The organism is Tateyamaria sp. LSS28 (genome assembly GCF_059611725.1).
This window is the reverse complement of the sequence record NZ_JCAPFI010000004.1, coordinates 580,330-607,314: the sequence shown is the minus strand read 5'-3', so window position 1 is coordinate 607,314 and position 26,985 is coordinate 580,330. Positions and strand designations below refer to the sequence as shown.

Genomic DNA, 26,985 nt, shown 5'->3' with positions numbered 1-26,985 from the left:
CTTGTTATCGCTTGAGGGCACCGACGCCGGAGAAGCGGAATGCTTCCTGTTCCAGCGCGTCGATTTCGTCCGCGCTCATCTGGTCATGGGCCACGGTGATCCGGCCAAGGAAGACGAAGGGCAGCTCATCCGCGCGATCCTCAAGATCGGCCTTGATCGCCTCGGCCGTTGCGGCGCCCACGTCGTCCCCCATACGCATCGGGGTCGCGTCCAACTCGCCACGGCGGATGGCGTCCAGCTCAAGGCCCGTGCCGCCCCAACCGGTCGAGAAGATGTCCTTCTCTTTGCCAACCGAAACCTGCGCCTCAACCGAGCCCATCGCCATCGCGGTGTTCGCATTGTGGATGATTGTGGCTTCCGGGTAGGATTGAAGGATCAGCGATGTGCCGGCAAAGCCGCCTTCGCGCTGATATTCACCGTAGTGTTCATACACCGTGGTCCAGCCAGCTTTTTCCTCGACACAGGCTTTGAAGTCGCCCGAGCGCTGGTTGTCGGTAATGCCCGGAATGCCGCGGTTCATCGCCATGGTGACACCTTCGCCCAAACGGCCGATCATGTAATCGCACATGGTCAGGGCACCGGCAGCCGACGAGAAGTCGAACCATGCCGCAGGCTGATGCGCGAGGTCTTTCAGCGGTGTGTGGAACGCCCAGACATAGGTCGTCAGGTCGTCTTTTTCCGCCGCCAGCTTCGCGATGTTGTCGCCCTGAATGGCCAGTTCCGACGGGCCAAAGACGACATAGTCATAGATGTCTTTGTCCAGCACCACCTGGTTGGCATAGGTCGTTTGCAGCGAGTGTTCGATCTGGCGTGACGCAAACTCGGTTGTTTCGTACTGAATGCCCAGCTGGTCGAGACGCTTGGTCATCGCCAGATAGTTGCGTGCCCAGAAGTCCGAAGTGTCGGACGAAGGGTAGATCAGCGCGATCTGAATGGGTGCGTCCTGCGTCCCGCTGAACTTCACCGCTTCGCCGCCAACGACGGCTTGCATCGCTTCCAGCTTGCCTTCGGCGTTCACCTCGTCAGGCACCCAGTGGTCACGGTCTGCGATGTCCGGCAGTTCCTTCAGCGGCAGGGTTGCATGACCATCGGCCAGTGCCATTCCGGTCATCGCTGTTGCCACGAGGGCTGTGGTTGCTAAAAATCTCATCTTGGTTCCTCCCTTTGCAATGAGAGCGGGGCCATCGGCTGGGTCGGGGCTGCACCCCCGGCCCGGCCACCCCGCATTGGCCGAGTTATCCGCTTGGTGCGGCATCCCCGGCAAAGACGCCACCGATTGCCAAAAGGGCAATCAGGACGCCGATCAGTAGCGCAGAAAAGCGCACCAATTTCTGACCTTCGGCTGTTTTGAGATCGGCAAACCAGCCGCCTGCACCATCGCGGTCCTTCTTCTGGATCCAGGCATAGAGCGCGACCGAGCTGATAATCACAAAGCCCGACGCTACCGGCTGCCAGAAAAACTCGATGCGCAGCGTCACCAAAGCGTTCAGCATCATGGCAAGCAGCAGCACGCCCGAGAACGATCCGATGATGGACGCGCGGCCACCGAACAGGGATGTGCCCCCCACAACCACCGCCGCGATGACGTGCAGATTGAAGAACGGTGCCATCGTCGCCTGAATGGCGTTCTGTTTGCCGGTCAGCATCAGACCCGCAAGCGCGGCGCAGGCTCCGCACAACACATAGGCATAGACCTTGTGACGCTTCACGCCGATGCCTGTCAGTTCCGCCGATTCCGGGCTGGAGCCGATGGCGACCGTGTAGCGGCCAAAATGCGTGCGCTGCAGGATGTAGTAACCCGCCACCATGGTCAGAATGCCGATCACCGCCGGTGTGGGGATGAAGAACGGCGTCTGACCACGACCCATTTCCGTCAGGATGTCGGGGAAACGTGCCAGAACCAGACCTTTGGCCAGCAAGAGCGCCAGCCCTTTGTAGACAAGGTCCATTGCCAGTGTTCCGATCAAGTCAGGCACGTTGAAGCGCGTGATCACCAGCCCGTTGATCAGGCCCAGAAGGGCCCCGATGGTCAGCGCAATAGGAATACCGACGTAGATCGAAAACCCATATTGCTTGACCAGAAACGCCATGATGATGGCCGAAAGCACGGCCACCGACCCAACGGACAGGTCAATGCCGCGTTGGGTGATGACAAAGGTCATCGCCATCGCCATCGGCATATAGAGGGCCGCGTCCTGTAGGATCAGCTCAAGATTGCTGATCCGATAGAACCGATCGGGCGACGCCACGGCCATGAACAGAAAGATGGCGGCAATCATTGCCATCGGCGCGATGACCGCCATGTACGGCTCAAGCCGTTCACTCAGCGGTGGCTTGTAGTCTGTGTCAACTGCGGTGTTCATGCGGCGTCCTCCTTGGCACCAACGATCATGCCCAACACTTCCTGGGTCGAGCTTTCAGCGGTGAGTGCCACGCCCACGCATTGGCCGCGGCGCTGCACGTGAACACGGTCCGCAACCTCGAACACATCATCCAGCGAGTGGCTGATCAGGATCACCGCCAAGCCTTGGGCTTTCAGTGCCTTGATCAATTTCAGGGTCCGCGCGGTTTCCTGCGGACCCAAGGCGGCGGTAGGTTCGTCCATGACCAGAACCCGCAGCCCCTCGTGATAGACGGCGCGTGCAATGGCCACGGCCTGGCGTTGACCGCCTGACAGACTGTCGGTCGGTGCATCCAGTGATTTCAGGCGCACGCCCAGACGCTCCATCAGGACCCGTTCGGTTTCTGACCGCATCTTCTTGTTGTCGAGCACGGTGATGCCGAACACCTTCTTGGTCAGTTCATTGCCCAGGAACATGTTGGCGGCGGGATCAAGGTGGTCGGCCAGGGCCAGCGTTTGATAGACGGCGTCGATCCCTGCCCTAGCTGCGTCTGCGTGGTTGGAGAACTCGACCTTTTCGCCGTCGATATAGATGTCGCCCTCGGTCGGCTGGTAGACGCCTGTCAGCACCTTTATCAGGGTCGACTTCCCGGCGCCGTTGTCGCCGACGATCGCCAGCACTTCGCCCGCATAGGCGCTCAGGTCGACATTCTGCAGCGCGGTCACGCCGCCGAACCGTTTGGTTATTCCGCGCATCTGCACGAGTGGCGTATCAGCCATATCTTTTTCCTCCGGTGGCTCGGATAGATCGGGCTGCGCACGCGCCCAAAATATTCGGATTAAGGTGCGGGGCCAGACCTTGCCGTCCGACCCCGCGGGGAGAACTATTTGCCCCAGATCGTGGCGTAAGCGTCCCGGTAGGGGATGTCGGGGTCGAACTGGTTGCTGTCGCCCAACTTGGCCAGCCCTTCGGGTGTGACCAGCGCAGGTGAGGTGACATAGCCCGAGCAGGCCTCGCCCTGGATGGCACGGTTCAGCTCGTCCACCAGTTGCCAGCCTTGCAGGTTCAGAGGCTCGGCCACGGTGATGGCTTGATAGCCGTTGGACCGGATACGCTGGAACGCAGCCTCTGATCCGTCGCCAGCAGAACCTGCTTGCGGGCCTGCATCAGGCGCAAGGCCCGCAGCGGCCAGCGATGGTCCCATGAAGTCAAAGTACAGGTCATTGATGGCCAGTGCGTGTGTCCAGCTGTCACCGTATTTTTGCAGCAGCGATGTGGTCAGCGGGCCCATGCGGGTGGATGTATCGGCAATAGGAGTGTCCACATATTCCAGGACCTTGCCGCCCGCAGCCTCGACCGTTTCCTTCAACCGGTCCGCCTTGTCGATGGCGATCTGGTAGGTGGAGTCGGTGAAGATCACGACACCGATATCCTCGCCGCCGTCTTGGATGGCCCATTCGGCGGCCACTTCGGACACTGTCATAGCGTCGGTGGACACGTTGGCAAAGATACCACCAGGCGCGTCGCAACCAATTTTTGGGCCCGAGTGCCACGCGACCATGGGTACGTCTGCGGCCACCACGCCTTCCAAGGCGGCCTGCTGTTCCACGGCGTCAAAGCCGTTGATGATGATGCCGTCGGCCTTCAGCGCCAGCGCTTGACCAATCGCGGCTGTACGACCCTGAATAGAACCGGCGCCGTCCAGCACGCGAACTTCCCAACCGATTTTCGCTGCGGCCTCTTCAACACCTGTGGTCACGCCCAGGATACCGCCGTTTTTTAAATCACCTGCAACGACAACGATGGATTTGCCGTCCGCCGCTGCGGGTCCGGTGGTTGGGCCATCCCAATCTGCTGCCAGTACCGGCACGGCAGTCATCATTGTCGTGGCCATCAATCCGGCCATGAATGTACGTTTTTGCATAGTTTCCTCCCTTTGCAATTTTGTGCTCAGCGCTTGTCTGCACCTTTTTTGCGCTGTGCGTATCCTGCGATGCCGATGGCAACCAGCAGGGTAACTCCGTTAAAAAGCGGCTCGACCCAGAAGGAGCCGCCGAATTGTTGAATGCCTGAAATACCCACGGCCAGAATGACGACACCCACAACGGTGCCCCAGACATTGACCCGTCCGGGTTTGATCGTGGTTGAGCCCAGGAAGGCCCCAACGAGCGCGGGCAGCAGGAACTCGAGCCCCACCGACGCCTGTCCGATCCGCAGTTTCGCGGCCAGCAGCACACCGGCCAGAGCGGTCATGGAGCCGGACGCGACAAAGGCGCCAATCACGTATTTCCGCGTGGGAATGCCGTTCAGCTGTGCTGCCCGCTGGTTCGCACCAATGGCATAAAGGTACCGACCCACAGGCGTGTATTCGAGGACGATCCACATCACGACCGTGATCACGACCAGGTAGTATGCGGTGATGGGCAGGCCAAAGACGAAGGTGGTGTTCAGGGCATAGAACCCGTCGGGCAACAGCCCCACCATCTGCCGACCGCCCGTGTGCCACAGCGCCAGCGCATAAAGCACTGTACCGGTGCCCAGCGTCGCGATGAAACTGTCAATCTTGGCAACCTCAACCAGCAGCCCATTCAGGAACCCGGTCAATGCCCCCAGCAGAAGCACAATCGCAACGGCTATGGGCCACGGAAGTCCCAGCATGGTTTGCAGGCTGATGGCAAGGATGTGCCACAGAACGATACCGTAGCCCACGGTCAGGTCGATCCGCCCCGCTGCCATCGGGATCATCGCCCCAAGCGACAAAAGCGCGATGATTGCTTTGTCCGAGATGATGGACCGCAGGTTCAGCATCGTCGGGAATGTGTTGGGCAACAGGACCGAGAACAGGCCAATCAGGAACACTGTCAGGATCACCAGGCCATAGACCGGCAGGAACCGCATCAGGCGCTTGCCCATGGGCAGTCCTTTGAGTTCGGCCTTGGTCGGCTCGAGTGCGCTGGATTCAAGCGACTGCATTCGCACCGCCCCCTTCTGTCTTGATATTCCCGGCCGAGGCCGACTGGATCAGGTTTTCAGTTGTCAGCCGTGTGCCGCTGAGTTCATCGACAATCGCCCCTTGGCTAAACACGATGGCCCGGTGGCAAATTGAGGCGATCTCTTCGAAATCGGTGGACATGATCAGGATCGCGACCCCGTCACCAAGCGCACGGTTAAGAAGTGCATAAATCTCGGATTTGGCCCCCACATCCACACCCGCCGTCGGATCCTCGCAGATCAGAAGTTTGCGCTTGGTGGCAAGCCAGCGGCCAATGACGACCTTCTGTTGGTTGCCGCCAGACAGCGCCTCAATCGCGAGGGTCGGATCATTCGGTGACAGGCCCAACTCGGCCCCGATGATGGCGGCCTGTTCGGCCTCGACCCTCGGGGACAGCATGTTGAGCAGTTTGCGGCCAATCCCGTCGGGGTTGAGAAAGGTGTTTTCCCGGATCGAAAGGCTCATGGCCACGGACTCTTCGGTCCGGTCCTTGGCGACTAGTCCGACACCGGAATGCAGCGCTTTTTGCGGGTTCGACAGATCGGGTTGCACCCCACCCAGCGTCACCTCTCCGTCAAAGGGCACAAGTCCAAAGAGCGCACGCGAGATGGCCTCGTGCCCTGCACCACGCAGGCCCACAAGGCCCAATACCTCGTTCTTTTGCAGATCGAAATCCAGTTTTTGCATCCCCGCCACTTCGAAGTTGCGCAGGGACAGCACCGCTTCACCAATAGCATCCGTCGCCTTGACTGTTTCACGGGTCTTGCGGCCTACAATTTTCTGCACCAGCTCTTCGGGCGTGGTGTGGTCGATGCTGCGCACGCCCACCATCGCGCCGTCCCGCAACACAGCCACGCGGTCCGCGATCTGGAAAATCTCGTCCAGGCGGTGGGACACATAGATCATCCCGACGCCCTTTTCACGCAGGGGCCGGATGGCAGCAAACAGCCGTTCCACCTCATCCGCGGGCAGCGATGCGGTGGGTTCGTCCAAAACCAGAAACTCGCTGTCCACGGCCAGCGCACGGGCAATCGCCACCAGCGATTTCTCGGTCCGTGTCAGGTCTTCGACCCGCGCGGTCGGATCAAATTCGGCGTCCACCTTGCGGAGCGCTTCCACGGCAAAGTGTTCGACGTCCTTCCAACGGATCAGCCCATTCTTGCGAGAGAAGCCCAAAGCGAGGCCGATGTTTTCAGCCACCGTCATCCACTCGATCAGGCCAAGGTCCTGGTGGATGAAGGCCACCTTCTGCCGCTCGCCAAACCCTGCCGGTTTGTGCTGGTACGGCTCACCATCAATCAACACGCGGCCAGCGTCTGCCGTATGGATGCCACCAAGCACTTTGATCAGGGTCGACTTGCCTGCACCGTTCTCACCCAGAAGGGCAACGATTTCGCCTCGCCCCACGGTCAACGAAACATCCTTGAGCGCATAGGTGCCGCCAAAATGCTTGTCGATGCTGTCAAAAAACAAACCTGACTGCAGGTCTGGCATGGCGTCTCCTCCGGGATGCCGGGCCCCAACCTCCCCGTTGAGTTACCCGTAACATTCCGCTAGCATCAGGTCAGAGCACACGCTCTGTCAAGGCTTAAGTTACCCGTAACGTAAGATGGCGCAAAACGTGGAAAAGAGCAGTAAAAACAATAAAGTAAGCCTGTCTGAGGTCGCACAGGCCGCAGGTGTGTCGAAGATGACTGCCAGTCGGGTTTTGCGTGGTGAAGGTGGGTATTCGGAAAAAACGCGTGTCAAGGTGATGGAGCAGGTCGACGTCCTTGGCTACCTACCGAATCGTTTGGCGACCGTGTTTGCAGGCGATCAGAACTCGACCTTTATCGGCGTGTCGATCCCGGATCTGGGAAACGAGGTTTTTGCCCAGGTCCTCGAAGGGATTGACCGCAAGTTGGGTACCTTTGGATACCAATCCGTTCTGGGCCTCACGCAGCACACCCAGCAAGAGGAAGAAAACTGGATCAGGACGGTTTTGTCGTGGCAACCGGCGGGCCTCATTCTGACCGGTCGCTACCACTCGCCCCGCGCGACGGACATGTTGCGGAACGCGGGTATTCCTGTGGTCGAGATTTGGGATTTGAACTCCAGCCCCCTCGACATGAGCGTGGGCATCAACCACTTCGACAGCGGCTTTGACATGGGGCGTTACCTGACATCGCTTGGCTATCAGAACATTGGCTATGTGGGGACCTCGCATGACACGGCGAACGCGGCAACTGAGCGGCTCAATGGCTTTTGCAAGGCGGTCGAGGGCGCCGGCGGAGCAGTTGTAAAGCAGCTTTGCCTGCATGATACAGCCACCTACTACCCGGGCTTTTACGGGACAGAACAATTGCTGGCCGCGGCCCGCGATATCGAGTGTATCTTTTATCAGAACGACGCGATGGCATTTGGCGGCTTGCAATACTGCGCAGCCAAGGGGCTATCGGTGCCGGACGATATTGGCATTGCCGGATGGGGTGACCTGCCTATTGCATCGGTGATGAACCGGCGCCTCACCTCTTGCCACGTGTCACATCTGAAGCTCGGCCAGAAAGCGGCCGAGATGATGATGGGGCGCCTGACGGACGAACCCGTACCGAGCTGCACCGATATTGGCTTTCGCCTGATCCCCGGATCGACGGTTCGCAACAGCGGGGTTTAGCGCGACATTGGACGGCACGGGTATTCGCTGAATGCCCGTACCGCCCCTTGCGGTTCGACTACGCGGCCCGATCAACCTGAACCTTACCATTGTGCAGGAAGCAGACTTTGTCGAAGGCCGACAGATCAAGCGGGTTGGGCAGACGTACATCTGATGCATCCGGCATAGGTTTGCCGCTCAGGTCGAACGATCGGTCGATTTGTGAGATCAGCACGCAAATCGCACCGGTGGCCTTCACATAAGCCCGCAGTGAAGCGATCTGGTCCTGCAGGTCTGGATTGCTGCGCCTTTGATCAAGGAGTTGAAGGTAGTCAATTACGGCCACAACAGGTGTGTGGCAGCGCTCAAGCCGGCTGACGACATAGCCGCCCGATATTTCATCCAACGTATCAACTTCCACGGTCTTCTGCGCAGATGCCTGGTCAATGCCTAAATCTGCAAACCGATCTGCAACGGCTGGCTCGTGGTAATCGAGGGTAAAGAAAAACCCCTTCCGGCCCAGAGTTGCTGCCATTGATGCCAATTCCAGGCCAAGAAGCGTTTTGCCGTGTCCGGGCCGCGCACCCAGGAGCATGAGGTCGCCTGCGTGGAGCTGGGGCAAGACGATTTCGGCGGCACGCCCTTTTGGCAAGGATGAAGTCAGATGCCCCCAGCTTTGGAAGCCTTCGGAAGTTGCGATCTGGTCCAGCGCTTTGTGCAACGGCGTACCAGTCTGGCGGGCCAACAGTTTGGCCTGTCGCTTCAAATGATAGACAGGAGCGGAAATGTGCATCTTTAGTCCTCCTCTTTCGAGCTGCTTCCGCAATCCCTCCTTATGCACGCGCTCGAACGAGACAGGTTAAAATGACTTCGCTCTACATGACAAATGCTTCCCAGATGGAGGGTGGAGGCCCGAGCAAGGCCTGATCCAACTGTGTCCCAACAGATCGCAGAATTCAACATAGTAAGGGTGCTTGACTGGGACATCATGCAGCGCATGAGGCAGACCTTGGGGTTGCTGCGGCCAAGTCCGTTCTGATCACTGTTGCGCGCCCCAAAAGCCCACCGGACCTTTCCGCGCAGATTGCTTACAAGCAATGCTCAAGGATTTGATCCACCACATCATCAAGCGCTGCGGTGCCATCGATGACGGTACCAAACGCGGGGATGTCCTGTTTCGTTTTGTGCAGTGTCAGGATGTACTCTTGTTCCTCCGTCCGCCCGCCGAACGCGTCGCGATCGCGTAGCGCAAGCCGTCGTTGCAAGGTTTCTTGATCCACGTCCAGCACAAAGACAGCATCAAACAAATGGATGACATCGGCGTAGTTCCGGGAACCACCGCAGAAAAATGACATTTCAGAACCTTTGGATGCCGCTTGAGACCTGACCTTGTCCACATCCCATACATGTTGGCCATGCATCCATGCCGCGCGCTCGACACTGCCCTCGGGACCGGCTTCGGCCAACGACGGCTGGTGTGAGCGTGTTTCGTCAGGGATCAACTCTCTGTCGCCGTCAAGCGCATGATATCCGCGCCTGCGCAGTTCGTGGCACACAGACGTTTTGCCGCTGCCCGAGACACCTTCGATCAGATAGTTACGTTTCCCCATGCCTACGACATATCCTGTGATGCGGGGATGAAAAACACATGTGCTCCCGCGCACATACCGTGCCCTCGCCAAGGCCGTGCAAAAGGCGTAATGGCAGGTTATGGCCCAGCACATTACCCTTGACGACGCAAGCAGTCTGCCCGCTTGGCGTCGGCCCATTGCGCTTTTGTTCCTGATGGCTTTTGCCATGCCCATCGGGTTCTCTGTCTGGCTGGCGCTGCTGAACAACTTTGTTGTGGATGCAGCCAACTTTGACGGGGCCGATATCGGTCTGTTGCATGCGATCCGGGAGATTCCGGGCTTTCTGGCTGTCGGTGTCATCGTCGTCATCATGTTCATGCGCGAACAGGTACTTGGGCTGATGTCACTCGTGATGCTGGGCGTTGCCACCGCCCTGACGGCGCAGTTCCCGCAAATGGGTGGTATTCTGGCGCTGACCTTTATCAGTTCGATCGGCTTCCATTACTACGAAACGGTGAACCAGTCGCTGCAATTGCAGTGGCTGCCCAAGGATCGCGCCCCGCAGATGTTAGGCTGGCTGCTCGCTGCCGGATCAACGGCCACGTTCCTCGTTTACTTCGTCATCATGGTTCTGTGGGAGCCTCTTGGGCTGACCTACAACGTTGTCTACATGGTTGGTGGCGGGATCACGGCGGCCATCGCAGTCTTTGCCATGCTGGCCTATCCCCAGTTCGAAGCCCCTACTCCGCAACTGAAAACCTTCGTGTTGCGCAAGCGATATTGGCTGTACTACGCCCTGCAATTCATGTCGGGCGCACGGCGGCAGATCTTCATGGTCTTTGCAGGTTTCATGATGGTCGAGAAATTCGGCTTCCAGGTGCATGAGCTGACGGCGCTCTACCTTATCAACCTGATGGTCAACATCCTGGTTGCACCGGTTCTGGGGCGCATTGTGGCACGCTTTGGCGAGCAAAAGGCGCTGGTGTTTGAGTATACCGGGCTTGTGTGCGTGTTTCTGGCTTACGGCGGTGTCTACTTCATGGGGTGGGGGTTGATGATCGCTGCCGCCCTCTATGTTCTGGACCACATCTTTTTTGGGTTGGCGCTGGCGCTCAAAACCTATTTCCAGAAAATCGCGGACCCGGCGGACATCGCGCCGACGGCCGCCGTGGCCTTTACGATCAACCATATCGCTGCCGTGGGCCTGCCGGTGCCATTGGGCCTGTTGTGGCTGTTCTCACCCGGTGCAGTGTTTCTGCTGGCTGCGGGCATGGCCGCAACGTCTTTGTACCTGGCCTTGCTCATTCCGCGCCACCCGGTGCCTGGCCATGAAACCCGACTGGGCGTCAAACTGCCCGCCCCTGCAGAGTAGCGCGCCACTTGCCGCCTGCCATGGTGGGCGCTAAGGCTCCGGCAACAGACGGAGACTGACATGACCACATGGACCGCCCTCACAACGCTTGAAGGCAAGGCACAGGCGGACGCGCTTGGCGCGGCCCTTGAGAACATGGCACCGGAACCAACCGGCATCGGTGTGTTCGAGGTCGAAGATGGCAGCGGACTTTGGGAAGTGGGTGCCTATTTCACGGACCAGCCGGATGACACCGCCCTTTTACTGCTCACCACCGCCCTTGGCGCAAAGCCGTTCACAGTTTCGGAACTGCCGGAAACCGATTGGGTGGCCCATGTGAAGCGCGAGTTGGCGCCAGTCGAAGCTGGTCGCTTCTTCGTCTATGGCTCACACGATGCCGACCAGGTGCCCGCTGGCAAGCACGCCCTGTTGATCGAGGCGGCGATGGCCTTTGGCACCGGACACCACGGCACAACGTTGGGCTGCCTGAAAGCGCTGGATCGGTTGGCAGATGGCGGATTTCGGGCAGAACGCGCGGCCGACATCGGCTGTGGCACCGCTGTGCTCGCCATGGGCGCTGCAGCGATCTGGGATGCGGACATCATTGCCAGCGACATTGATGCACAGGCCGTCGACGTGGCGCGGGCCAACCTGAAAGCCAACGGGATGGAAGCCAAGGTCAAACTGGCCGAAGCGGCAGGCTTTGGTCACGCGGACCTTTCTGGTCCATTTGATCTGGTCTTTGCCAATATCCTCAAAGGGCCGCTGATCGCATTGGCACCAGAGTTGAGTGCCCGCCTCACCACAGGTGGATATGCGATTCTGTCCGGAATCCTCAACGAACAGGCTGACGAGGTCGCTGCGCACTATATCGATCACGGAAACAGTCTGGCGCACAGGGAAGAGATTGGAGAGTGGACGACCCTCACTCTGCATAAAAAGCCATGATTTGTCAGAATTTTTAGCGGCTTTTGACGCATTTGCCTAGATTTCGCCACAATTGAGGCGCACCTTCTACGCCGAAATCGGTGGGGGCCATTTCGATGTACGAGGCTGCCATGGTTGAAACTCGCCAAAACTTTGAAGAGCGCTTGACCACACTTGGCCGCAAACACGCGGCCTTGGGAAATGGGTATACGACAACACTGCGGGGCGATGGGCTGATTGTTCTCAAGCCCAAGCGCCGTCTAGGTCGCGGTTTTCCCATCAGAGGGCTGCTCGCGCTTGTGACAGGGTTCTTCGTGTTCAAGGGACTGATGCTCGCCTCTTTGGGCGACATCACTTACAACGGGCGCGTTGCAAAGCTGCAGCAGGGCGGTCATCTGGAACAGTTCAGCTCTCATTTGATGCAGATAGACCCGGTGACACAGTTTGCCGCAGGCTTTCTTGAACCCTTCGTAGACTGAACTGACAGCCCCTCCAAAAGAAAAGCCGCGGTGCCTGCTCTCAGGCCCGCGGCTTTCGCTCTTGTCAGAGCGCGTCCAAAGGGGAGGATTGGAACGTCTTAGTGGCGGTTTGCCACGTCATCGATGTCGCCACGGACCAGACCGATGTCTTCAAGCTCACGGTCAGTCAGGGCGTTCAGGGCGTTGCGGGTCAAGCGGGCATGGTTCCAGGCGGCCACTTGGGCAACCAATTTGGAAAACAAGCCGGAGAATTGGCCTGCAACAGGTGCAGCGCCATATGCGGGGCGGGTGGTGTCGAAAGCAGCCATTGCAGCAGTCCTTTTTTCGATAGATTGTGCTGATCTTGTCAGCGTTGTGCTGCTCATTTAGGCGCGAAAAAAACACCGTTCAAGCGGTGAAAAGTCATATGTGGTTTGCGTTTTTTGCATGTCGAAGATTTAGACGTAACACATTGAAAGTATTCCCAATAAAATAACACTGCAGCCAAACATGGGAAGCTGACGACGGAATCGGGCTGCAAAAAGGCCGTCCGATGGAGTTGCACAGCTCCTTGGAACAGTCGGCTTCGCGAGTTGGTATGCGGAAAATCCAATCTGCGATCCCGAGAGATGCTTCATCCCATCACAGCGTAGTTGCAGATGTGCAAATCAATGTGCCTGTCGCCGCGACGATCCTTCATTGCCGATCCAGACAGTTGAAAAACTCGTTGCGAACTCGTAGATCTATGGCATCGAAGTGGAGAGTTTATGTCCCGGTAAGGCGGGGAGGCAGCAGTCCTCCCAATGCAAAATCAGCGACCATCTTGTTTCGCCAACCTCTGGCGGACCGATGTTGATGTTTGCCCGCATTTTTCCCTTACCGCTTAAAATCATGCCCCGGCATGATCGAGACATGGAACTCCTTCACAATGACACGCGACTATTCACAGTTTTTTCCCCCATCGTCCGACCTGAAAGCCGAAAAACGGCCTCAGTCCCCCCTCGCCTTGCTTGGCTGGCGACCCTTTTTCGCCCAACAAACAGATGTTGACGAATTGACGCAAAGCCCCCCTGTTCGGGTCGTCGAAGTCCATCGAAATGCGTTGCATGTTGTCGGGGACGGCCTTGATGAGGTCATACCGCCCACCGAAGGCATCACCGTCGGCGACTGGTTGATGTTTGATCACGATCATCCGAAATCCAGCCGGGTTTTGCGACGCAAGAGCTTGATCAAGCGGCGTGCGCCCGGCACGGATCGGCGCGAACAGTTGATCGCGGCCAATGTCGATACGGCCTTTGTTGTCACGTCCTGCAATCAGGATTTCAATGTCGCGAGGCTTGAACGATACATCGCGCTTGCCTTTGAGGCGCAGATCACGCCGGTCATCCTCCTCACAAAATCCGATCTCACGCCCGATCATCAACACTACATCGACGCGGCGCGCGCGATTTCCCCTGACGTGGCAATTGTCGCGCTGGACGCGAGAGGCGACGCGCCGCGATCCAAGCTGGCGGACTGGTGCAAACCGGGGGCAACTGTCGCGTTTCTTGGATCATCCGGTGTTGGCAAATCGACCTTGACCAATGCACTTTTGGGGACCGAAACGATCGAAACGCAATCCATTCGGGAAGATGATGCGAAGGGGCGGCACACGACGACGCGGCGGCAACTCTTTGCGACGCAAGATGGATGTCTGGTTCTGGACACCCCGGGCATGCGGGAGCTGCAACTGACCGACGCCGCGTCGGGTATTCAGGACGTGTTCTCGGACATCAACAGTCTGTCCACGCAATGCCGATTCAACGATTGCAAACACGAAACGGAACCCGGATGCGCTGTGCTGCAAGCGATGGAAAACAATGAGATCGACGCCGCGCGGCTTGGACGGTGGCGCAAACTCGTGGCCGAAGACGCATTCAATTCGGCCACCCTGTCCGAGCGCCGCGCCAAGGACAAGGCATTCGGAAAGATGGTGCGCGAGATCACGAAGCAGATAAGCAAGAGGAGGTAGTCGGATGCCACAAGACAAGTCTGGTCAGATTGTCTGGCACGATCTCTTTTCGGCAGACCGACAACGTTCAATGACTTTTTATGAACGTGTCGCCGGGTGGTCCTTTGCCGTCGAACATGCCACCGATTTTGCATGGGGTGGCGGTCAGGTGGACTTCGTTTTGGCGATGTTGGCAGACGAAGCCGGGGCTGGCTTTATCGAAACCCCCGAAGGAATGTCAGACGGCTGGATTGCCTATGTAGAGGTTCCGAATGTGGATTCTGCCAGCAAGTACGTGGAACCGCTTGGCGGCGAAGTTATCCGCGCCCCGTTTGACGTTCCCGGTGTTGGACGAAATGCGCTTGTGCGTGATCCGTTGGGTGCCGTGGTCGGGATCTCACAGTCTCAACATGCGTTTCCGATACCTGCGCGACAGTTCGGCAACGAAATCTATCTATCTTGCGCGTCCGAATTCCCAACACAGTTCTATTCAGCAGTCTTTGACTGGTCAGTCAGCCCACCGCACGATCCGCAAAGGGGCGACGCGGTGATCTCTAGCCTGTCAGGCCAAGCTGTTGCACATCATCTGCCGGGACTGCTCCAGACGGGTGTGCAGGCATTGTGGGTGCCTTGCATCAACGTGGTCGACACGGCGACCGCGCTGCAAGCGGCCAAGGCGTTGGGTGCCAGCCCGCTTTCGAAATCGGTCTTCGAACGCACGGGGGAGTGTCGCTATCTCGTACACGACCCAGACGGCGCTTTATTTTGCCTGTCGGCAGGTGGATAGGACCTCAAGCATCACCAGCCGCCAAAATCTGCGAGGACTTTCGCGAGGTTCTACGGACACAGGGGCCTTTCCCTGTGTCCGCAAAGGGTCGTCGGTGTCCAACGTGGATCTGCGAAGATCCATCGCGCACAAGGCAAAGCGCTTTTCGCCTATCCCAGAGCGTCCTCGCACCGCCCACAGACACCTTCGTGCCCATGCGTGCCCACGTCCGGCAACACTTTCCAGCAACGGGCGCATTTCGCGCCTTCTGCCTTGGCAAAGACCACCGCCACGCCGGGCACTTCGGGCAAACGGAATGCATCTGACGGCGCGGGATCCGTTGTCACTTTGATCTGCGACGTGATGCAGATATCTGCAAAGGGCAACGCAGTCAGTGACGCGGCGAGGTCGGCATCCTCGACATAGACAAGTGGGGCAGCTTCAAGCGATGCGCCGATGACTTTGTCCGTGCGCTGGATTTCCAGAGCCGCCGTCACCACACGCCGCGCGCTGCGCACGCCCGTCCATTTCACGGCCAGCGCATCGTCGCGCCATGCGGTCGGCGTTTCCGGGATATCGGTCAGGTGGACCGAGCTGTCATCACCCGGATAACGCTCCAGCCAGACCTCCTCCATCGTGAACACGAGGATTGGGGCCAGCCATGTTGTCAGCCGGTGATAGAGCAGATCAAGCACGGTGCGCGCCGCACGCCTTTCCGGCGTATCACCGTCGCAATACAAGGCATCCTTGCGGACATCGAAGTAGTAGGCCGACAGATCCACGGTCGCGAAGGTGAACACGGATGAGAACACGCGCTGGAAGTCGAAAGCCGCGTAGCCTTCGCGCACAGTCTGGTCCAATTCGGCCAACCGGTGCAGCACCCAGCGCTCCAGTTCCGGCATGTCGTCAGGATCAGTGCGATCCGCGTCCGTGAAGTCAGACAGCGAGCCCAGCATAAACCGCATCGTATTGCGCAGGCGGCGATAACTGTCGGCGACCCCTTTCAGGATCTCCGGCCCGATCCGCTGGTCGGCGGTGTAATCGGTCTGCGCAACCCAAAGCCGCAGGATGTCTGCGCCGTATTGCTTGACCACTTCGTCAGGCACGATGGTGTTGCCGATGGACTTCGACATCTTGAAGCCCTTTTCGTCCAGCGTCATGCCGTGCGTCACCACGTTGCGGTAAGGCGCGTGGCCCGTGGTGCCAACCGATTGCAGCAGGGACGAGTGGAACCAGCCACGGTGTTGGTCGGTGCCTTCCATGTAGACATCGGCCACACCATCCTCGGTGCCGTCCTTGCGATCGCGCAGGACAAAGGCGTGGGTGGACCCTGAGTCAAACCACACGTCAAGGATATCTGTCACCTGCTCGTAGTCGTCGGGGTTCACGACGCCTTCGAGGAAACGCTGCTTGGCATCTTCGTCGTACCAGGCGTCGGCCCCTTCCGCTTCGAATGCCGACGTGATGCGGCGGTTGACTTGCGGGTTGCGCAGCAGGAAGTCTTCATCCGTCGGCAGAGCGCCTTTCTTGGTGAAGCAAGTGAGCGGCACACCCCAAGCGCGTTGACGCGACAGCACCCAATCCGGGCGCGCCTCCATCATGGAATGCAGGCGGTTGCGGCCCGATTGTGGCGTCCAGTTCACATTGTCGATCTCGGTCAGCGCGCGTTCACGGATCGTGGTCCCGTGTGTGTCCTGCCCGTCGCCCACAGGCTTGTCGATGGCCGCGAACCATTGCGGCGTGTTGCGGTAGATCACCGGCGCTTTCGAACGCCAGGAATGCGGATAGCTGTGCTTGATCTTCCCACGCGCCAGCAGCCCGCCCACTTCGGCCAGCTTGTCGATGACGGCGGCGTTGGCGTTACCCTCTTTACCGTTGGGTTTCAGGATCGCCTTGCCGCCAAAGAACGGCAGGTCGTCCCGGAACCGCCCATCGGGGTTCACGTTGTAGGTAATGACCTGTTCGAGCATGCCCAGCTCGCGGTAAAGCTCGTATTCGTCCATCCCGTGGGACGGCGCGCAATGCACGAACCCAGTGCCTTCGGTGTCGGTGACGAAGTCGGCGGCGCGGAAGTCGCGGATGTCGTCCCATTCGCCATTTGCATCCTCGGCGCCCTTTAATGGGTGGGTCAGGCGCACTTGGCTCATCTCGTCGGCTGTCACATCGCGCAAGCGGCGGTACATGGTCTCATCAAGCCGCGCGCGACCCAGCACATCCGACGCGAGGTTGTCGGCAAGGATGTAGCGATCACCGATATTCGCCCAACATTCTTCGGGGCGGCCAGTCACTTCATAGAGGCCGTAGGAGATGTCAGAGCCATAAACGACAGCTTTGTTGGATGGCATGGTCCATGGCGTCGTGGTCCAGATCACCACTTGAGCACCTTCCAGATCGCCCAACGGCGCGACATGCCCTTTGGTGTCTTCCAGCGTGACTGCGGGCAGGTCCTTTGCCGCGACTACCTTGAACTTCACCCAGATCGTGAAGCTGTCCTTGTCGTGGTACTCGACCTCCGCCTCGGCCAGCGCGGTTTGTTCTACGGGCGACCACATCACAGGCTTCGAGCCCTGATAAAGCGTGCCGTTCATCAGGAACTTCATGAACTCCTCGGCAATCACCCGCTCGGCATGGAAATCCATGGTCAGATAGGGTTCGTCCCAATTGCCAGTGATGCCCAAACGCTTGAACTCTTCCCGCTGGATGTCGACCCAACCTGCGGCGAAATCGCGGCACTCGGCGCGGAATTCGTTGATCGGCACTTCGTCCTTGTCGCGGCCCTTCTTGCGGTACTGTTCCTCGATTTTCCACTCGATGGGCAGGCCGTGGCAGTCCCAGCCGGGGATATAGCGCGCATCCCGGCCCATCATCTGGTGGGACCGCACGATCATATCCTTGATCGTCTTGTTCAGGGCGTGGCCGATATGCAGGTGCCCGTTCGCATAGGGCGGGCCATCGTGCAGGGTGAACGGTTCCCGTCCCTCCTTCTCCCGCAGACGGTCATAGACACCGATCCGCGCCCACCGCTCCAGCCATCCGGGCTCGCGCTTGGGCAGACCCGCGCGCATTGGGAAATCGGTCTTGGGCAGGTTCAGGGTGTGTTTGTATTCAGGCGTGTCGGCGCACATGGGTGGCGTCCTTTATCGGTCGTATATCGTGCAAAGCGGAGAGGTGCGGTGCGAGTGGCCTCAAGCACCTTTACCCGGCGTCTCAATGGTTGGTCAGAGCGCCGGGGATATAATTCGCTGAATGATGATCTTCCGCATCATGGCGGCCTTATAAGCGTGGTCTGTGGAAGCGTCCAGTGGGCCAAGATGCCTCATTTCCTGCAAAGCGCAAATGCCTAGGGTGACGCAAACAGGCGTCAAAACGGAACCGGAAATGAAGATCGCAATTGCAGGGGCAGGCATCGGTGGCCTGGCTACGGCAATCCTGCTGCGTCGGCACGGCATCGAGGTGACCGTGTTCGACCAGTTTGCTGCACCCGAACCGGTGGGATCAGGGTTGGTTATTCAACCTATCGGACAAGCAGTTCTGGAGGCTTGCGGCGTGCTCGACCGGGTCATGGCGACGGGCAACCGGGTGAGCCGAATGCTGGGTCATGAGGCCAAAAATAGGCGGCGCGTGCTGGATGTCTGGTATGATCGGCGCAATGGCAAAGATGTGGGGCTGGCCCTTCACCGCAATGCTCTGTTTTCGGCACTGTGGTACGGGGCCGTTACCGCAGGTACCACGATGCATCTGAACGCCAAGGTAACGGGCGCAGGCGGCGGGTGTCTGGAGCTTGAGGGTCGGGAGAATGCCGCAGGTTTCGATCTGGTTATTGATGCGCTTGGTGCACGTTCGCCCCTGACGCCGATACGCTCGACCCAGCTGCCCTACGGCGCCTTGTGGGCAAACGTGCCATGGGCGGATGGTACCGATCTGCCGATGGATGAGTTGCGCCAAACCTATCGCAAGGCCAGCAACATGGTTGGTGTGCTGCCCATTGGCACACCACCCGATGCGACCGGACCGATGGCTGCCGTCTTCTGGTCCCTGCCGAGCGATGGATACGCCGCATGGCGTGCCGCGGGTCTGGATGCGTGGAAAGAACAGGCGTCCAGGCTTTGGCCAGCTTTTGCTGCCTTTGCCGATCAGATCACTGATCCCGATCAATTGACCATGGCGCGGTACGCGCATGGCACACTCAGGGTGCCTTATGGGCGTGGCGTGGTGCATATAGGGGATTCCGCGCATCGCGCCAGCCCACAACTGGGCCAAGGTGCCAACATGGCGTTGCTGGATGCCTATGCACTGGCCCAAGCCCTTGAGGCGCACGGGCCAGAGGCCGCCCTACCCGTCTACGCCAAGGCAAGGCGCTGGCACGTCCGGGCCTACCAGGCGATGAGTTGGGCCTTCACCCCGCAATACCAATCCGACAGCCGGTGGTTGCCGGTCTTGCGTGACCGGGTGTTGTTTCCGGTGTCCATGATCCCTCCGGTACCGCGCATCCTGTCCCACCTCGTGTGCGGCACGTTGCTGCCTGCATTCTCAAAGGGTGATCCGCTGCGCTAATCCGCTGGTTCGGATTTGCCCTGTGCCCAACGATTGAGCCACGCGAGCCCGGACAGCGACAGGCCCAGAACCACAAGGGACAACACGCGGGTCAGCCCCTCAAGCCCGGAAATGTCGATCAGGAACACCTTGGCCACCGCCAGTCCAATCACGGCCAAACCTGCGCGACGCAGGGCCGTCGCGTTGCGGGCAAGTGATTGATAGAACAGCACGGCGCCAGTCAGCAGGATCGCCACTGTGTAGCTGTAAAGCTCTGGCTGCAAAAAGCCCTGATCCAAATCCATGCCCTGCGCGCCTTGCCAAAGGTGGCGCACGGTCGCAAAGGCCCAATACACGGCGACACCGACCGCCACGGTTCCAAGCCCCCAGCGCAACACCCGATGCCGCAAGCGCCACGCGCCAAAGGCCAGCACAAGTGCGGGAAGCAGGTAGGCCGGGATCAACGTGTTCAATAAGGGTGGTCCCGCCACATCGTCGCCCCACCCATCCAAAAGTGGTGAAAAGACGGTCAAACCAAGCGCCAATGCGCCAAAACCGATCAAGCCAAACACAAGCGCCAACCCACCGCGAACAAAGGCCAGCACGCCGCCCAAACCTTCGACGCGCAGAAGCTGCACCAGCATCAGGCCAAACCAGATCACGGCAAACAGGCCCAACGCCCAATGGGAGTCGGTGTTGTGGCCGGGCAGCACATCATCAAGGAAACGGATGAGCAGCAATGACACCAACATCCCTCCGGTCGACCACGCCGCCGTGTCCAAGATGAGGGTTGCGGTTTTGCGGACCATCCCACGCAACAACACCATGGCCGCGACAAAGGCAGCCAGTGACCCGGCATAGGCCAGCACCATTTCCCAGAGCGGGGCGTCCAGTGCCCAGAATAGCCCCGGATCACCGACCAACCGCGCACCGACCGCCGCAACGCCAATTGCGATGAACACTTGCATGAGTGGCAATTTGAACTGCCGATCCAGCCATGCGGCGACCAGCACAGTCACCGCAAGCGCAACGGTCAGCGCAGCCAGAGACAGGATCAAAACAAGAGCGAAGGTGATTGAAGCCAGCGCGGACAAGACGAAAATGGATGTGCGTGTGCGATCCGGCGCATCCACACGGGCAAAGCGCAGGGCAAAGCTGACCATCATGGCCGCCATAACGATGGCATGAAGGGCCCAGGCATATGCCCCAATTGTCTCGGCGGGCCTCCATGTCAGTTCCAGTACAACCGCAAGAACCGGCGCGACCAGCGCACCTCCCATCCCCCAGGCGAGGGACAGGCCCGGGCGCATGGCTCTTTGTGCCGCAACCGCACTCAGCACCATTCCAACACCCCACAGGAGCGAGACGGCAAGCGGGAAGTCAGCCTCTGGGTTTGTGTCGTAGTTGGTCAAGAACGCAGTGATGACCGGCCCCAGTTCGGCCCCTTCAATCGCGATCACCGCAATGACCGCAGCAACCGGAAGCAACACCAGCTCCTGCAGCGCAGGTGCAGACAACGTCCAGTAGACAATCGCGATCGCAAAGATCATGAGGATGACGACAGCCATCCAGAATGGTTCGGCACCCGCGCCCGCGCTCCAGCCCAATGAGCCGGATGTGACAAGCACGGCTGCAAGCGCAAGCAGTGTTGGAAATGCCGGACGGTCACCTTTGGGGTCCAGCAGGAATGCCGAAACAAAGGTGCCGCCGTGATCCGGCCGGAACGACCGCGCCGGGACCAAGATCGCCAACACGGCGAGGATCGCGACATAGGCCTGGAACCCCAGCACCATGGACTCGTTGCCGCTCAAAACGGTCAACCACCCCATTGCAAAGCCAAGGCCGACACTCAGCACCGACACCCAAGCCCAACGTCGGATCGTATCAATCCCAAGCCCGACGGCGGCAACGACACCAAAGTAAACGTACAGCCAGGGGCTCGCAGGCACCGTGCTGCCCACCAGAAGTGGGGCTGTGAACGCACCTATAACCCCAACAGCAGCCAAAAGCGGACCGTTCAGCCAGCCCAGTCCAACACCCAGAAGCCCAACCGCGGCCATACCCGCAAATGCAACCTCGACCCCAATCAGTTCATAAAGCAACCGCGCGGCGGCAATGCCGCCGAACAGGGACACAAGCCCCGCCCCGGAGAACACTGATGGAATATAGGCCGTGGCAACGTCCGGGCTATCCCCGAACCGGCGGCGGATCACCTCGCCCCCGGCGATCAACGCCCCGCCGAACGCAAGGGCCGCAAGCACGCGGGCGGTTGGCGGGAACAGGTCGTTTTCAATCCCGTATTGCACCAGAAACAGCCCCGCCAGAGCCAGCGAGACTGCAGATACGGCATAGAACCAGTTGGCGATCAGCCACGATCCGAACAGTTGCAGAGGCGTCGGCCCTGCAGGTTCCACAGGTTTAGAGGCCATCTGGGCCTTCCGTTCTGCGACAACCCGCGCGGCGGCTGGTTCCGCTGATTTCGGTTCGGGCTCAGTGGTCTCGGCGGTGTCCGCGTCGGACTGGTCAGCGCCCTTCTCGGGTGCCTCCCAAGGCGATGGCCCGGTCTGTGCCGTGTCCGCTCTGGCCGGGATTGGAGCTTCGGGTGACCGACCTGCCAGCGCGCTCTCAAGATCAACGATCCGGCTGCGCAGGCCGCTGACGGCGACCAAGAGATAGATAACCGCAATTGGAATCGCGAGGATTATCAACCCTCCGAGGACAAGCATCCCTTCCATATCCATCCCTCACACCCATTTTGGCATGAGGATAGACCACAGTCGCCCGACACAAAAGGCAAGGTTTTCCAGACCTTTGCAGGTCGGCCTTGCATCACCATGGAACGCTGTTGCGTCAGTCGTCCGCGATATGGGCCCAAACAGCAGACATCACCACGGATCCTTCACCCACGGCGCTCGCCACCCGCTTGACAGAGCCTGCACGCACATCGCCTACCGCGAAAATGCCAGGGCGCGAAGTTTCATAGCCAGTGACAGCGCCCACATCCGGTCCAGTTTTGACAAAACCTCTGTCGTCCAATTCGACCAGATCGGACAGCCAATTGGTGTTGGGCGCGGCCCCGACCATGATAAACAGCGCCTTGGTGTTCAATTGCCAGCTTTGACCACCGCGCCGGTCATGGATGGTGATGGAATCCAGCCGATCATTGCCATGCAACTCCTTGACCTCGGTGCACAAGTGGATGGTGATCCTCGGGTGGCTTTCCAAACGTTGTAACAAGTAGTCCGACATTGAGGATGACAGGGTTTCGCCACGCACCAGCACGTGCACATGTTTCGCGGTCCGCGCCAGAAACATGGCCGCCTGTCCAGCCGAGTTGCCGCCTCCGATCACCGCAACCTCTGAACCCTTGCAATAACGCGCTTCCACATCCGTTGCTGCGTAATAGACGCCATTGCCTTCCATATCTTCGAGCCGCTCAAGCGGCAGGCGGCGGTATTGCACACCCGTCGCCACAACGAGCGACTTGGCCGATACCCAGTCGTCATTGTCTAACTTGATGTGGAACAGATGCTTTTCGCATTGCATCAACTCGGTCGCACGGACGGGCACGGCAAAGCGTGTGCCGAACTTCATCGCCTGCACCTCGCCCCGGCCCACAAGGTCACCGCCCGAGATGCCGGTGGGAAAGCCCATGTAGTTCTCGATCCGCGACGACGTGCCTGCCTGACCGCCAATGGCAAGGTCCTCCAGCACCACCGCACACAGCCCTTCGGCCCCGGCATAGACCCCGGCCGCAACACCCGCGGGCCCACCGCCCACGATGGCCACGTCATAGACGTCTTCCTTGCGCAGCGACATATCAAGGCCCAGTGTCGCGGCGACCCCACGGGGTGTGGGCGGATCAATCACCTGATGCTTGGCAAAAACCACCGCCGGATGGGCGCGATTGATACTGCATGTGTTGGCAAGATCGTTACCCTCGGTGCTGTCAATCTCGACCTCAACAAACGGAATGCGATTGCGCGAGGCGAAGCTGGCAATGCGTCGCACATCGCGGTTCACCTCGCCACCGATCAAGGTCAGCCCGCCTTCGGACATGTCCAGCATGCGGCGGCGCCGCGCGGCAAAGACAGTAATGACGATGTCCGACATCTCGGGAACGTCCGACATGAGTTTCAGCATCTCGTCGCGCGGAACACAGAGCAACTGCGTGTCTTGCACCGCGCGCGCGCCCATGAAGGCATGACCGCCGTTCAGAAACGCCAGTTCGCCAAAGAACTGACCGGGGCCAAGCGTTGCATTCCCGTAGCGTTTGCCACTGGACGAATTTACCGCCTCCGTTTCTCCAGACAAAAGATAGTGGAAAGTGTCGATACGCTCACCTGCCCGTTGGAAGTATTCGCCCGCCTTGACCTCCATCACGGTTCCAACACGGCGCAGCGCATCCACATGCTCATCGGTCAGTGGTGTGCGCACCATTGTGGCAAGGTCGGGGGCAAAAGTTTCCATTGTCAGTCGGTTCCTTTGTCTCTCTGGCTCTGAAATAGACCACCAAGCGCCTGTTTCACGAGGCGGCGTGCCTTGGGCCTGTCACCGGGGAGATAGGTCAGTGGCCGGCACACTTCCATGGCGGCCACCCCGACACGGGCTGTCAAAGCGCCGTTTACCAGGCCTTCGCCAAATCGGCGGGACAATTTGCCTAAAATTGAACCACCTAAAACAGGTTCCAGCATATCATCGCCCACAGCAACAGCACCCGTGGCAACCAGATGCGCCATCACGGCACGGGTCAGGCGCCAACTGCCCAACACCCCCCCGCGCCCGCCGTAAATCTCGGCAATGCGCCGGATCATGCGCAGGTTGGCGGTCAGCGCCGCGACCACGTCGGCGAGTGCCAACGGAACTAGGGCTGTAACCGTGGCAACCTGCCGTGCAGCAGCTTCAACTTCCCGCTCAGCAGCCTTGTCCAATGGGGCCACAAGCGTGTCTTCGGCCAATTTGAGCAAGCCGGTCGCATCCATCTGGTCGCCACGCAACTCGGCCAGACGCGCGCGTCCCCATTCCGTATCCGGCCGCGCGCGATACAGCCCATCAAGCCGGTCGACCACCACGCGGGCGGCGGCAAGATCGTTCTGTTCGGTTGCCTGCGCGGCCGCGTGGCGCAAACCGTCCAGCCGTGCAAGCCGCCGAAGTGCCGCCAGTTCCCGCAAGCAGATGATAAGTAGGGTTAGGACAAAGGCCCCCAACAGCCCGGTAAAGGCCCAACCCACAACTGGCGCGCGGGCAATCCAACCGGTCACGAACTCCCAAGCAGCGGCGCTCAGAACCGCCGTCAGCACTGCGCCCGCCAACCCCCAGAACAAACGACCAAGCCGCGAAGGTTTGCGCGCTGCGACACGGGCGGCCATTTGCATCGCCTCGCCCCGCGGAGTGGCGACGGGGATGGGGTCGGGCACAGGTGGCGCCTCTGCCACTTTCGGAACAGGCTCCTCATCGATCTCGATCAGTACCGGACCTTTGGCCATCACGTATTCCTTTTGTGCCAGTCGTAGCGAATGTCGGGCAAACCTTCGTCGTTGCGTGCGCCGTCGGTGCGTTCCGTCTCGGCAAAGCCGTGCCGCAGGTAAAACCGTTGCGCACCCGTGTTGGCCTGAAAGGTCCAGAGCGTCAGATGACCCGCGTCGGCTTGCATCCGCGCCAGTAGATCAGCACCAATGCCCTGCCCCTGTGCACTCACATCAACATAAAGTGCATGCACATCGGCCCCGTTGCGCGCCGAAAAGGCGCGGACCTGCCCACCGCCTTCAGCCACTGTGACCCAACCCTGTTCGATCATGTGCCCAGCAAAAGAAAGGTCCTCGGCCCTCGTATGAATGCGCGGCATCCAATCTGTCCCATCAATGAAGCCCGACAGGATCGCACCCACCGCGCCTGCATCCGTTGGCTGGGCCGCCCTGAGCAACACACTCACAGCCTATCCCCGAACAGGAACTGTGCGGCGCGGTCGAGCCGGATGTGTGGCGGGCCATCGCCCGGACGCAAGGTCAGAGGTGCCGGGGCAAACCGCATCACCTTGTAATCACCATCCAGCCAATCCTGCGCCCCATTCGCTGCCGGCGAAAGGATATGCGCCGGGTCATCCGGCAACGCACCGGGGTAGAAGGCTGCCTGTTTTCCGTTTTCGAGCAAGGTACCCCGCACAACTTCGAGAGGGCTGCCATCATGTTGCACGGTCTCTTCCGTCGTGGCGCGCAGTGCAGCAAGTGCCAACGCTTGTGTGTCTGCCCCGGCAAAGCGCGCACGGTCGCGAGCCTCGCGGGTCAACGCCTCCATGATGGCCGTCAGTCGGGCGTGCTGGCTGTGATGCAAATGATCGGCCTTGGTCGCAGCAAACAGGATTTTTTCGACGCGTTTGCCCCGGAACAGTTGGCTCAGGAACGCATTTCTGCCGGGGCGGAAGGCAGCCAGGATTTCGGACATGGCGGCCCGCATGTCTTCGACCGCAGCTGGTCCGTTGTGGATGGCACCAAGCGCATCCACCAGCACGACTTGGCGGTCGATGCGAGCAAAGTGATCACGGAAGAATGGGCGCACCACCTGCGACTTGTACGCCTCAAAGCGCCGTGCCATTTCACGCCGCAAGGACCGCCGGGGCGCATCCCCGGGCGGCAGCGGCGCAAAGGTCAGGACCGGAGACCCGGCCAGATCGCCAGGCAGCAAGAAGCGACCGGGCGTGCAATCGTAGTACCCTGCGGCGCGGGCCGCGTGCAGGTATTCTGTGAAGGCGGCGGCAAGTGTTTTGGCCTGCACCTCGTCCAGTTTGCCCCCGCCATCCACAGGGGCAAGAACCGCGCGAAAGTCGGCGGCGCTGTCGCGTTTTTCAAGGCGAGACAACACGGACGCGGACCATTCGTCATAGCTTTGATCCAGAAGCCCAAGATCCAGCAACCATTCGCCCGGGTAGTCGATGATATCGAGATGCACGGTCCGGGGGCCCTGCAACCCCGCCAGCAAACCGTTTGGCTTGACCCTCAGCGACACCCGCAACTCGCTGACAGCACGCGTACTATCGGGCCAGCTGGGCGGATTGCCAGTCAGCGCGCCCATGTGCGCCTCGTAATCGAAGCGCGGCACCGTGTCGTCGGGTTGCGGTTGCAGATAGGCGGCGGCGATCCGTCCTTCGCTGGCGGCCAGCAAGTGCGGCATCCGCCCCTGATCCAACAGGTTCGCAACGAGCGACGTGATGAATACCGTCTTGCCTGAGCGTGCTAGCCCGGTCACCCCCAGCCGGATGGTCGTGTCACCAAACAGGTTCGCCCCAGTATCGTAAATGCCCTGGGCCACATCTAGCACGCCATCGGCAATTGTCGTCAGAACCACGTGCGGCCCCCTTCATGTCTTGGAGCCTATGTAAGGTGTTGCACGGTCCCGCACCAGTTCAGTGTCGCCAGGGGTGTGAGTG

The 26,985-nt window shown here is 59.8% G+C and carries 22 protein-coding genes; 7 read left to right on the top strand and 15 right to left on the bottom strand.

Translation table 11 applies throughout. The features are described 5' to 3' along the window. Positions 1 to 4: 4 nt before the first annotated feature. The 6 genes from AC53L6_RS15495 to AC53L6_RS15470 all read right to left on the bottom strand — a co-directional run bounded on the left by AC53L6_RS15495 (position 5) and on the right by AC53L6_RS15470 (position 6,828). On the bottom strand, positions 5 to 1,150 hold the full coding sequence (locus AC53L6_RS15495; protein ID WP_496908490.1) for a substrate-binding domain-containing protein: 1,146 nt from the start codon (positions 1,148 to 1,150) through the stop codon (positions 5 to 7). Positions 1,151 to 1,235: 85 nt separating this feature from the next. Further along, positions 1,236 to 2,363 carry an ABC transporter permease gene (locus tag AC53L6_RS15490; protein ID WP_496908489.1) on the bottom strand — a complete coding sequence of 376 codons (1,128 nt, stop codon included), beginning with the start codon at positions 2,361 to 2,363 and terminating at the stop codon, positions 1,236 to 1,238. Beyond that, positions 2,360 to 3,121, bottom strand: a complete 762-nt coding sequence (locus tag AC53L6_RS15485; protein WP_299742711.1) for an ATP-binding cassette domain-containing protein — start codon at positions 3,119 to 3,121, stop codon at positions 2,360 to 2,362. The genes AC53L6_RS15490 and AC53L6_RS15485 overlap by 4 nt, the downstream gene beginning before the upstream one ends. Before the next feature lie 104 nt (positions 3,122 to 3,225). Then, complete coding sequence (locus AC53L6_RS15480; protein ID WP_299742713.1) at positions 3,226 to 4,266, bottom strand: substrate-binding domain-containing protein; 1,041 nt, start codon at positions 4,264 to 4,266, stop codon at positions 3,226 to 3,228. Positions 4,267 to 4,292: 26 nt separating this feature from the next. Then, entirely contained in the window at positions 4,293 to 5,315 is a 1,023-nt protein-coding gene (locus AC53L6_RS15475; protein WP_299598347.1) for an ABC transporter permease, read from the bottom strand. Then, positions 5,302 to 6,828, bottom strand: a complete 1,527-nt coding sequence (locus tag AC53L6_RS15470; protein ID WP_496908488.1) for a sugar ABC transporter ATP-binding protein — start codon at positions 6,826 to 6,828, stop codon at positions 5,302 to 5,304. The genes AC53L6_RS15475 and AC53L6_RS15470 overlap by 14 nt, the downstream gene beginning before the upstream one ends. Positions 6,829 to 6,943: 115 nt before the next feature. Here AC53L6_RS15470 and AC53L6_RS15465 point away from each other — a divergent pair, with 115 nt between their 5' ends. Then, on the top strand, positions 6,944 to 7,987 hold the full coding sequence (locus tag AC53L6_RS15465) for a LacI family DNA-binding transcriptional regulator (RefSeq protein ID WP_496908487.1): 1,044 nt from the start codon (positions 6,944 to 6,946) through the stop codon (positions 7,985 to 7,987). A 58-nt stretch (positions 7,988 to 8,045) separates the two neighbouring features. Here the strand turns inward: AC53L6_RS15465 and AC53L6_RS15460 are convergent, their stop codons facing one another. Both AC53L6_RS15460 and AC53L6_RS15455 read right to left on the bottom strand, forming a co-directional pair. After that, positions 8,046 to 8,759, bottom strand: a complete 714-nt coding sequence (locus AC53L6_RS15460) for a DNA helicase (protein ID WP_496908486.1) — start codon at positions 8,757 to 8,759, stop codon at positions 8,046 to 8,048. Between the two features lie 295 nt (positions 8,760 to 9,054). Then, positions 9,055 to 9,576, bottom strand: coding sequence for an AAA family ATPase (locus AC53L6_RS15455; RefSeq protein WP_496908485.1), 522 nt, complete (start codon positions 9,574 to 9,576; stop codon positions 9,055 to 9,057). A 100-nt stretch (positions 9,577 to 9,676) separates the two neighbouring features. Here AC53L6_RS15455 and AC53L6_RS15450 point away from each other — a divergent pair, with 100 nt between their 5' ends. The 3 genes from AC53L6_RS15450 to AC53L6_RS15440 all read left to right on the top strand — a co-directional run bounded on the left by AC53L6_RS15450 (position 9,677) and on the right by AC53L6_RS15440 (position 12,294). After that, the gene (locus AC53L6_RS15450) at positions 9,677 to 10,909 is read left to right on the top strand and encodes an MFS transporter (protein WP_496908484.1); all 1,233 of its coding nucleotides are present in this window, start codon (positions 9,677 to 9,679) and stop codon (positions 10,907 to 10,909) included. A gap of 15 nt (positions 10,910 to 10,924) precedes the next feature. After that, positions 10,925 to 11,836 carry a 50S ribosomal protein L11 methyltransferase gene (locus AC53L6_RS15445; RefSeq protein WP_496908521.1) on the top strand — a complete coding sequence of 304 codons (912 nt, stop codon included), beginning with the start codon at positions 10,925 to 10,927 and terminating at the stop codon, positions 11,834 to 11,836. 143 nt (positions 11,837 to 11,979) lie between these two features. Beyond that, positions 11,980 to 12,294, top strand: a complete 315-nt coding sequence (locus tag AC53L6_RS15440) for a hypothetical protein (protein WP_496908483.1) — start codon at positions 11,980 to 11,982, stop codon at positions 12,292 to 12,294. A gap of 98 nt (positions 12,295 to 12,392) precedes the next feature. Here AC53L6_RS15440 and AC53L6_RS15435 read toward each other — a convergent pair whose 3' ends face one another. Beyond that, a complete protein-coding gene (locus AC53L6_RS15435; protein ID WP_189368907.1) occupies positions 12,393 to 12,602 on the bottom strand; it encodes a DUF1127 domain-containing protein in 210 nt (69 codons plus the stop codon). A 599-nt stretch (positions 12,603 to 13,201) separates the two neighbouring features. Here AC53L6_RS15435 and rsgA point away from each other — a divergent pair. Together rsgA and AC53L6_RS15425 are read left to right on the top strand one after the other, a co-directional pair. Beyond that, complete coding sequence (gene rsgA, locus AC53L6_RS15430) at positions 13,202 to 14,284, top strand: ribosome small subunit-dependent GTPase A (protein WP_496908482.1); 1,083 nt, start codon at positions 13,202 to 13,204, stop codon at positions 14,282 to 14,284. A 4-nt stretch (positions 14,285 to 14,288) separates the two neighbouring features. After that, positions 14,289 to 15,050 carry a VOC family protein gene (locus tag AC53L6_RS15425; protein ID WP_496908481.1) on the top strand — a complete coding sequence of 254 codons (762 nt, stop codon included), beginning with the start codon at positions 14,289 to 14,291 and terminating at the stop codon, positions 15,048 to 15,050. 149 nt (positions 15,051 to 15,199) lie between these two features. Here AC53L6_RS15425 and ileS read toward each other — a convergent pair whose 3' ends face one another. Next, positions 15,200 to 18,154: an isoleucine--tRNA ligase gene (gene ileS, locus AC53L6_RS15420; protein ID WP_496908480.1), complete on the bottom strand. Its 2,955-nt coding sequence runs from the start codon at positions 18,152 to 18,154 to the stop codon at positions 15,200 to 15,202. Positions 18,155 to 18,407: 253 nt separating this feature from the next. Between ileS and AC53L6_RS15415 the strand changes: the two genes are divergently transcribed. Then, the gene (locus AC53L6_RS15415; RefSeq protein WP_496908479.1) at positions 18,408 to 19,583 is read left to right on the top strand and encodes an FAD-dependent oxidoreductase; all 1,176 of its coding nucleotides are present in this window, start codon (positions 18,408 to 18,410) and stop codon (positions 19,581 to 19,583) included. Here AC53L6_RS15415 and AC53L6_RS15410 read toward each other — a convergent pair. From AC53L6_RS15410 to AC53L6_RS15390, 5 genes are all read right to left on the bottom strand, one after another. After that, the gene (locus AC53L6_RS15410) at positions 19,580 to 22,297 is read right to left on the bottom strand and encodes a DUF2339 domain-containing protein (protein ID WP_496908478.1); all 2,718 of its coding nucleotides are present in this window, start codon (positions 22,295 to 22,297) and stop codon (positions 19,580 to 19,582) included. The two genes, AC53L6_RS15415 and AC53L6_RS15410, sit on opposite strands and share 4 nt — an antisense overlap. 115 nt (positions 22,298 to 22,412) lie before the next feature. Continuing rightward, complete coding sequence (locus AC53L6_RS15405) at positions 22,413 to 24,032, bottom strand: FAD-dependent oxidoreductase (RefSeq protein ID WP_496908477.1); 1,620 nt, start codon at positions 24,030 to 24,032, stop codon at positions 22,413 to 22,415. A 2-nt stretch (positions 24,033 to 24,034) separates the two neighbouring features. After that, positions 24,035 to 25,048 (bottom strand): YcjF family protein, encoded by a 1,014-nt coding sequence (locus tag AC53L6_RS15400; protein WP_496908476.1) that lies wholly within the window; start codon positions 25,046 to 25,048, stop codon positions 24,035 to 24,037. Further along, positions 25,048 to 25,494, bottom strand: a complete 447-nt coding sequence (locus AC53L6_RS15395) for a GNAT family N-acetyltransferase (protein WP_299207509.1) — start codon at positions 25,492 to 25,494, stop codon at positions 25,048 to 25,050. Before AC53L6_RS15395 ends, AC53L6_RS15400 begins: the two co-directional genes overlap by 1 nt. Beyond that, positions 25,491 to 26,903, bottom strand: a complete 1,413-nt coding sequence (locus AC53L6_RS15390; protein WP_496908475.1) for a YcjX family GTP-binding protein — start codon at positions 26,901 to 26,903, stop codon at positions 25,491 to 25,493. The genes AC53L6_RS15395 and AC53L6_RS15390 overlap by 4 nt, the downstream gene beginning before the upstream one ends. Between the last annotated feature and the right edge of the window lie 82 nt (positions 26,904 to 26,985).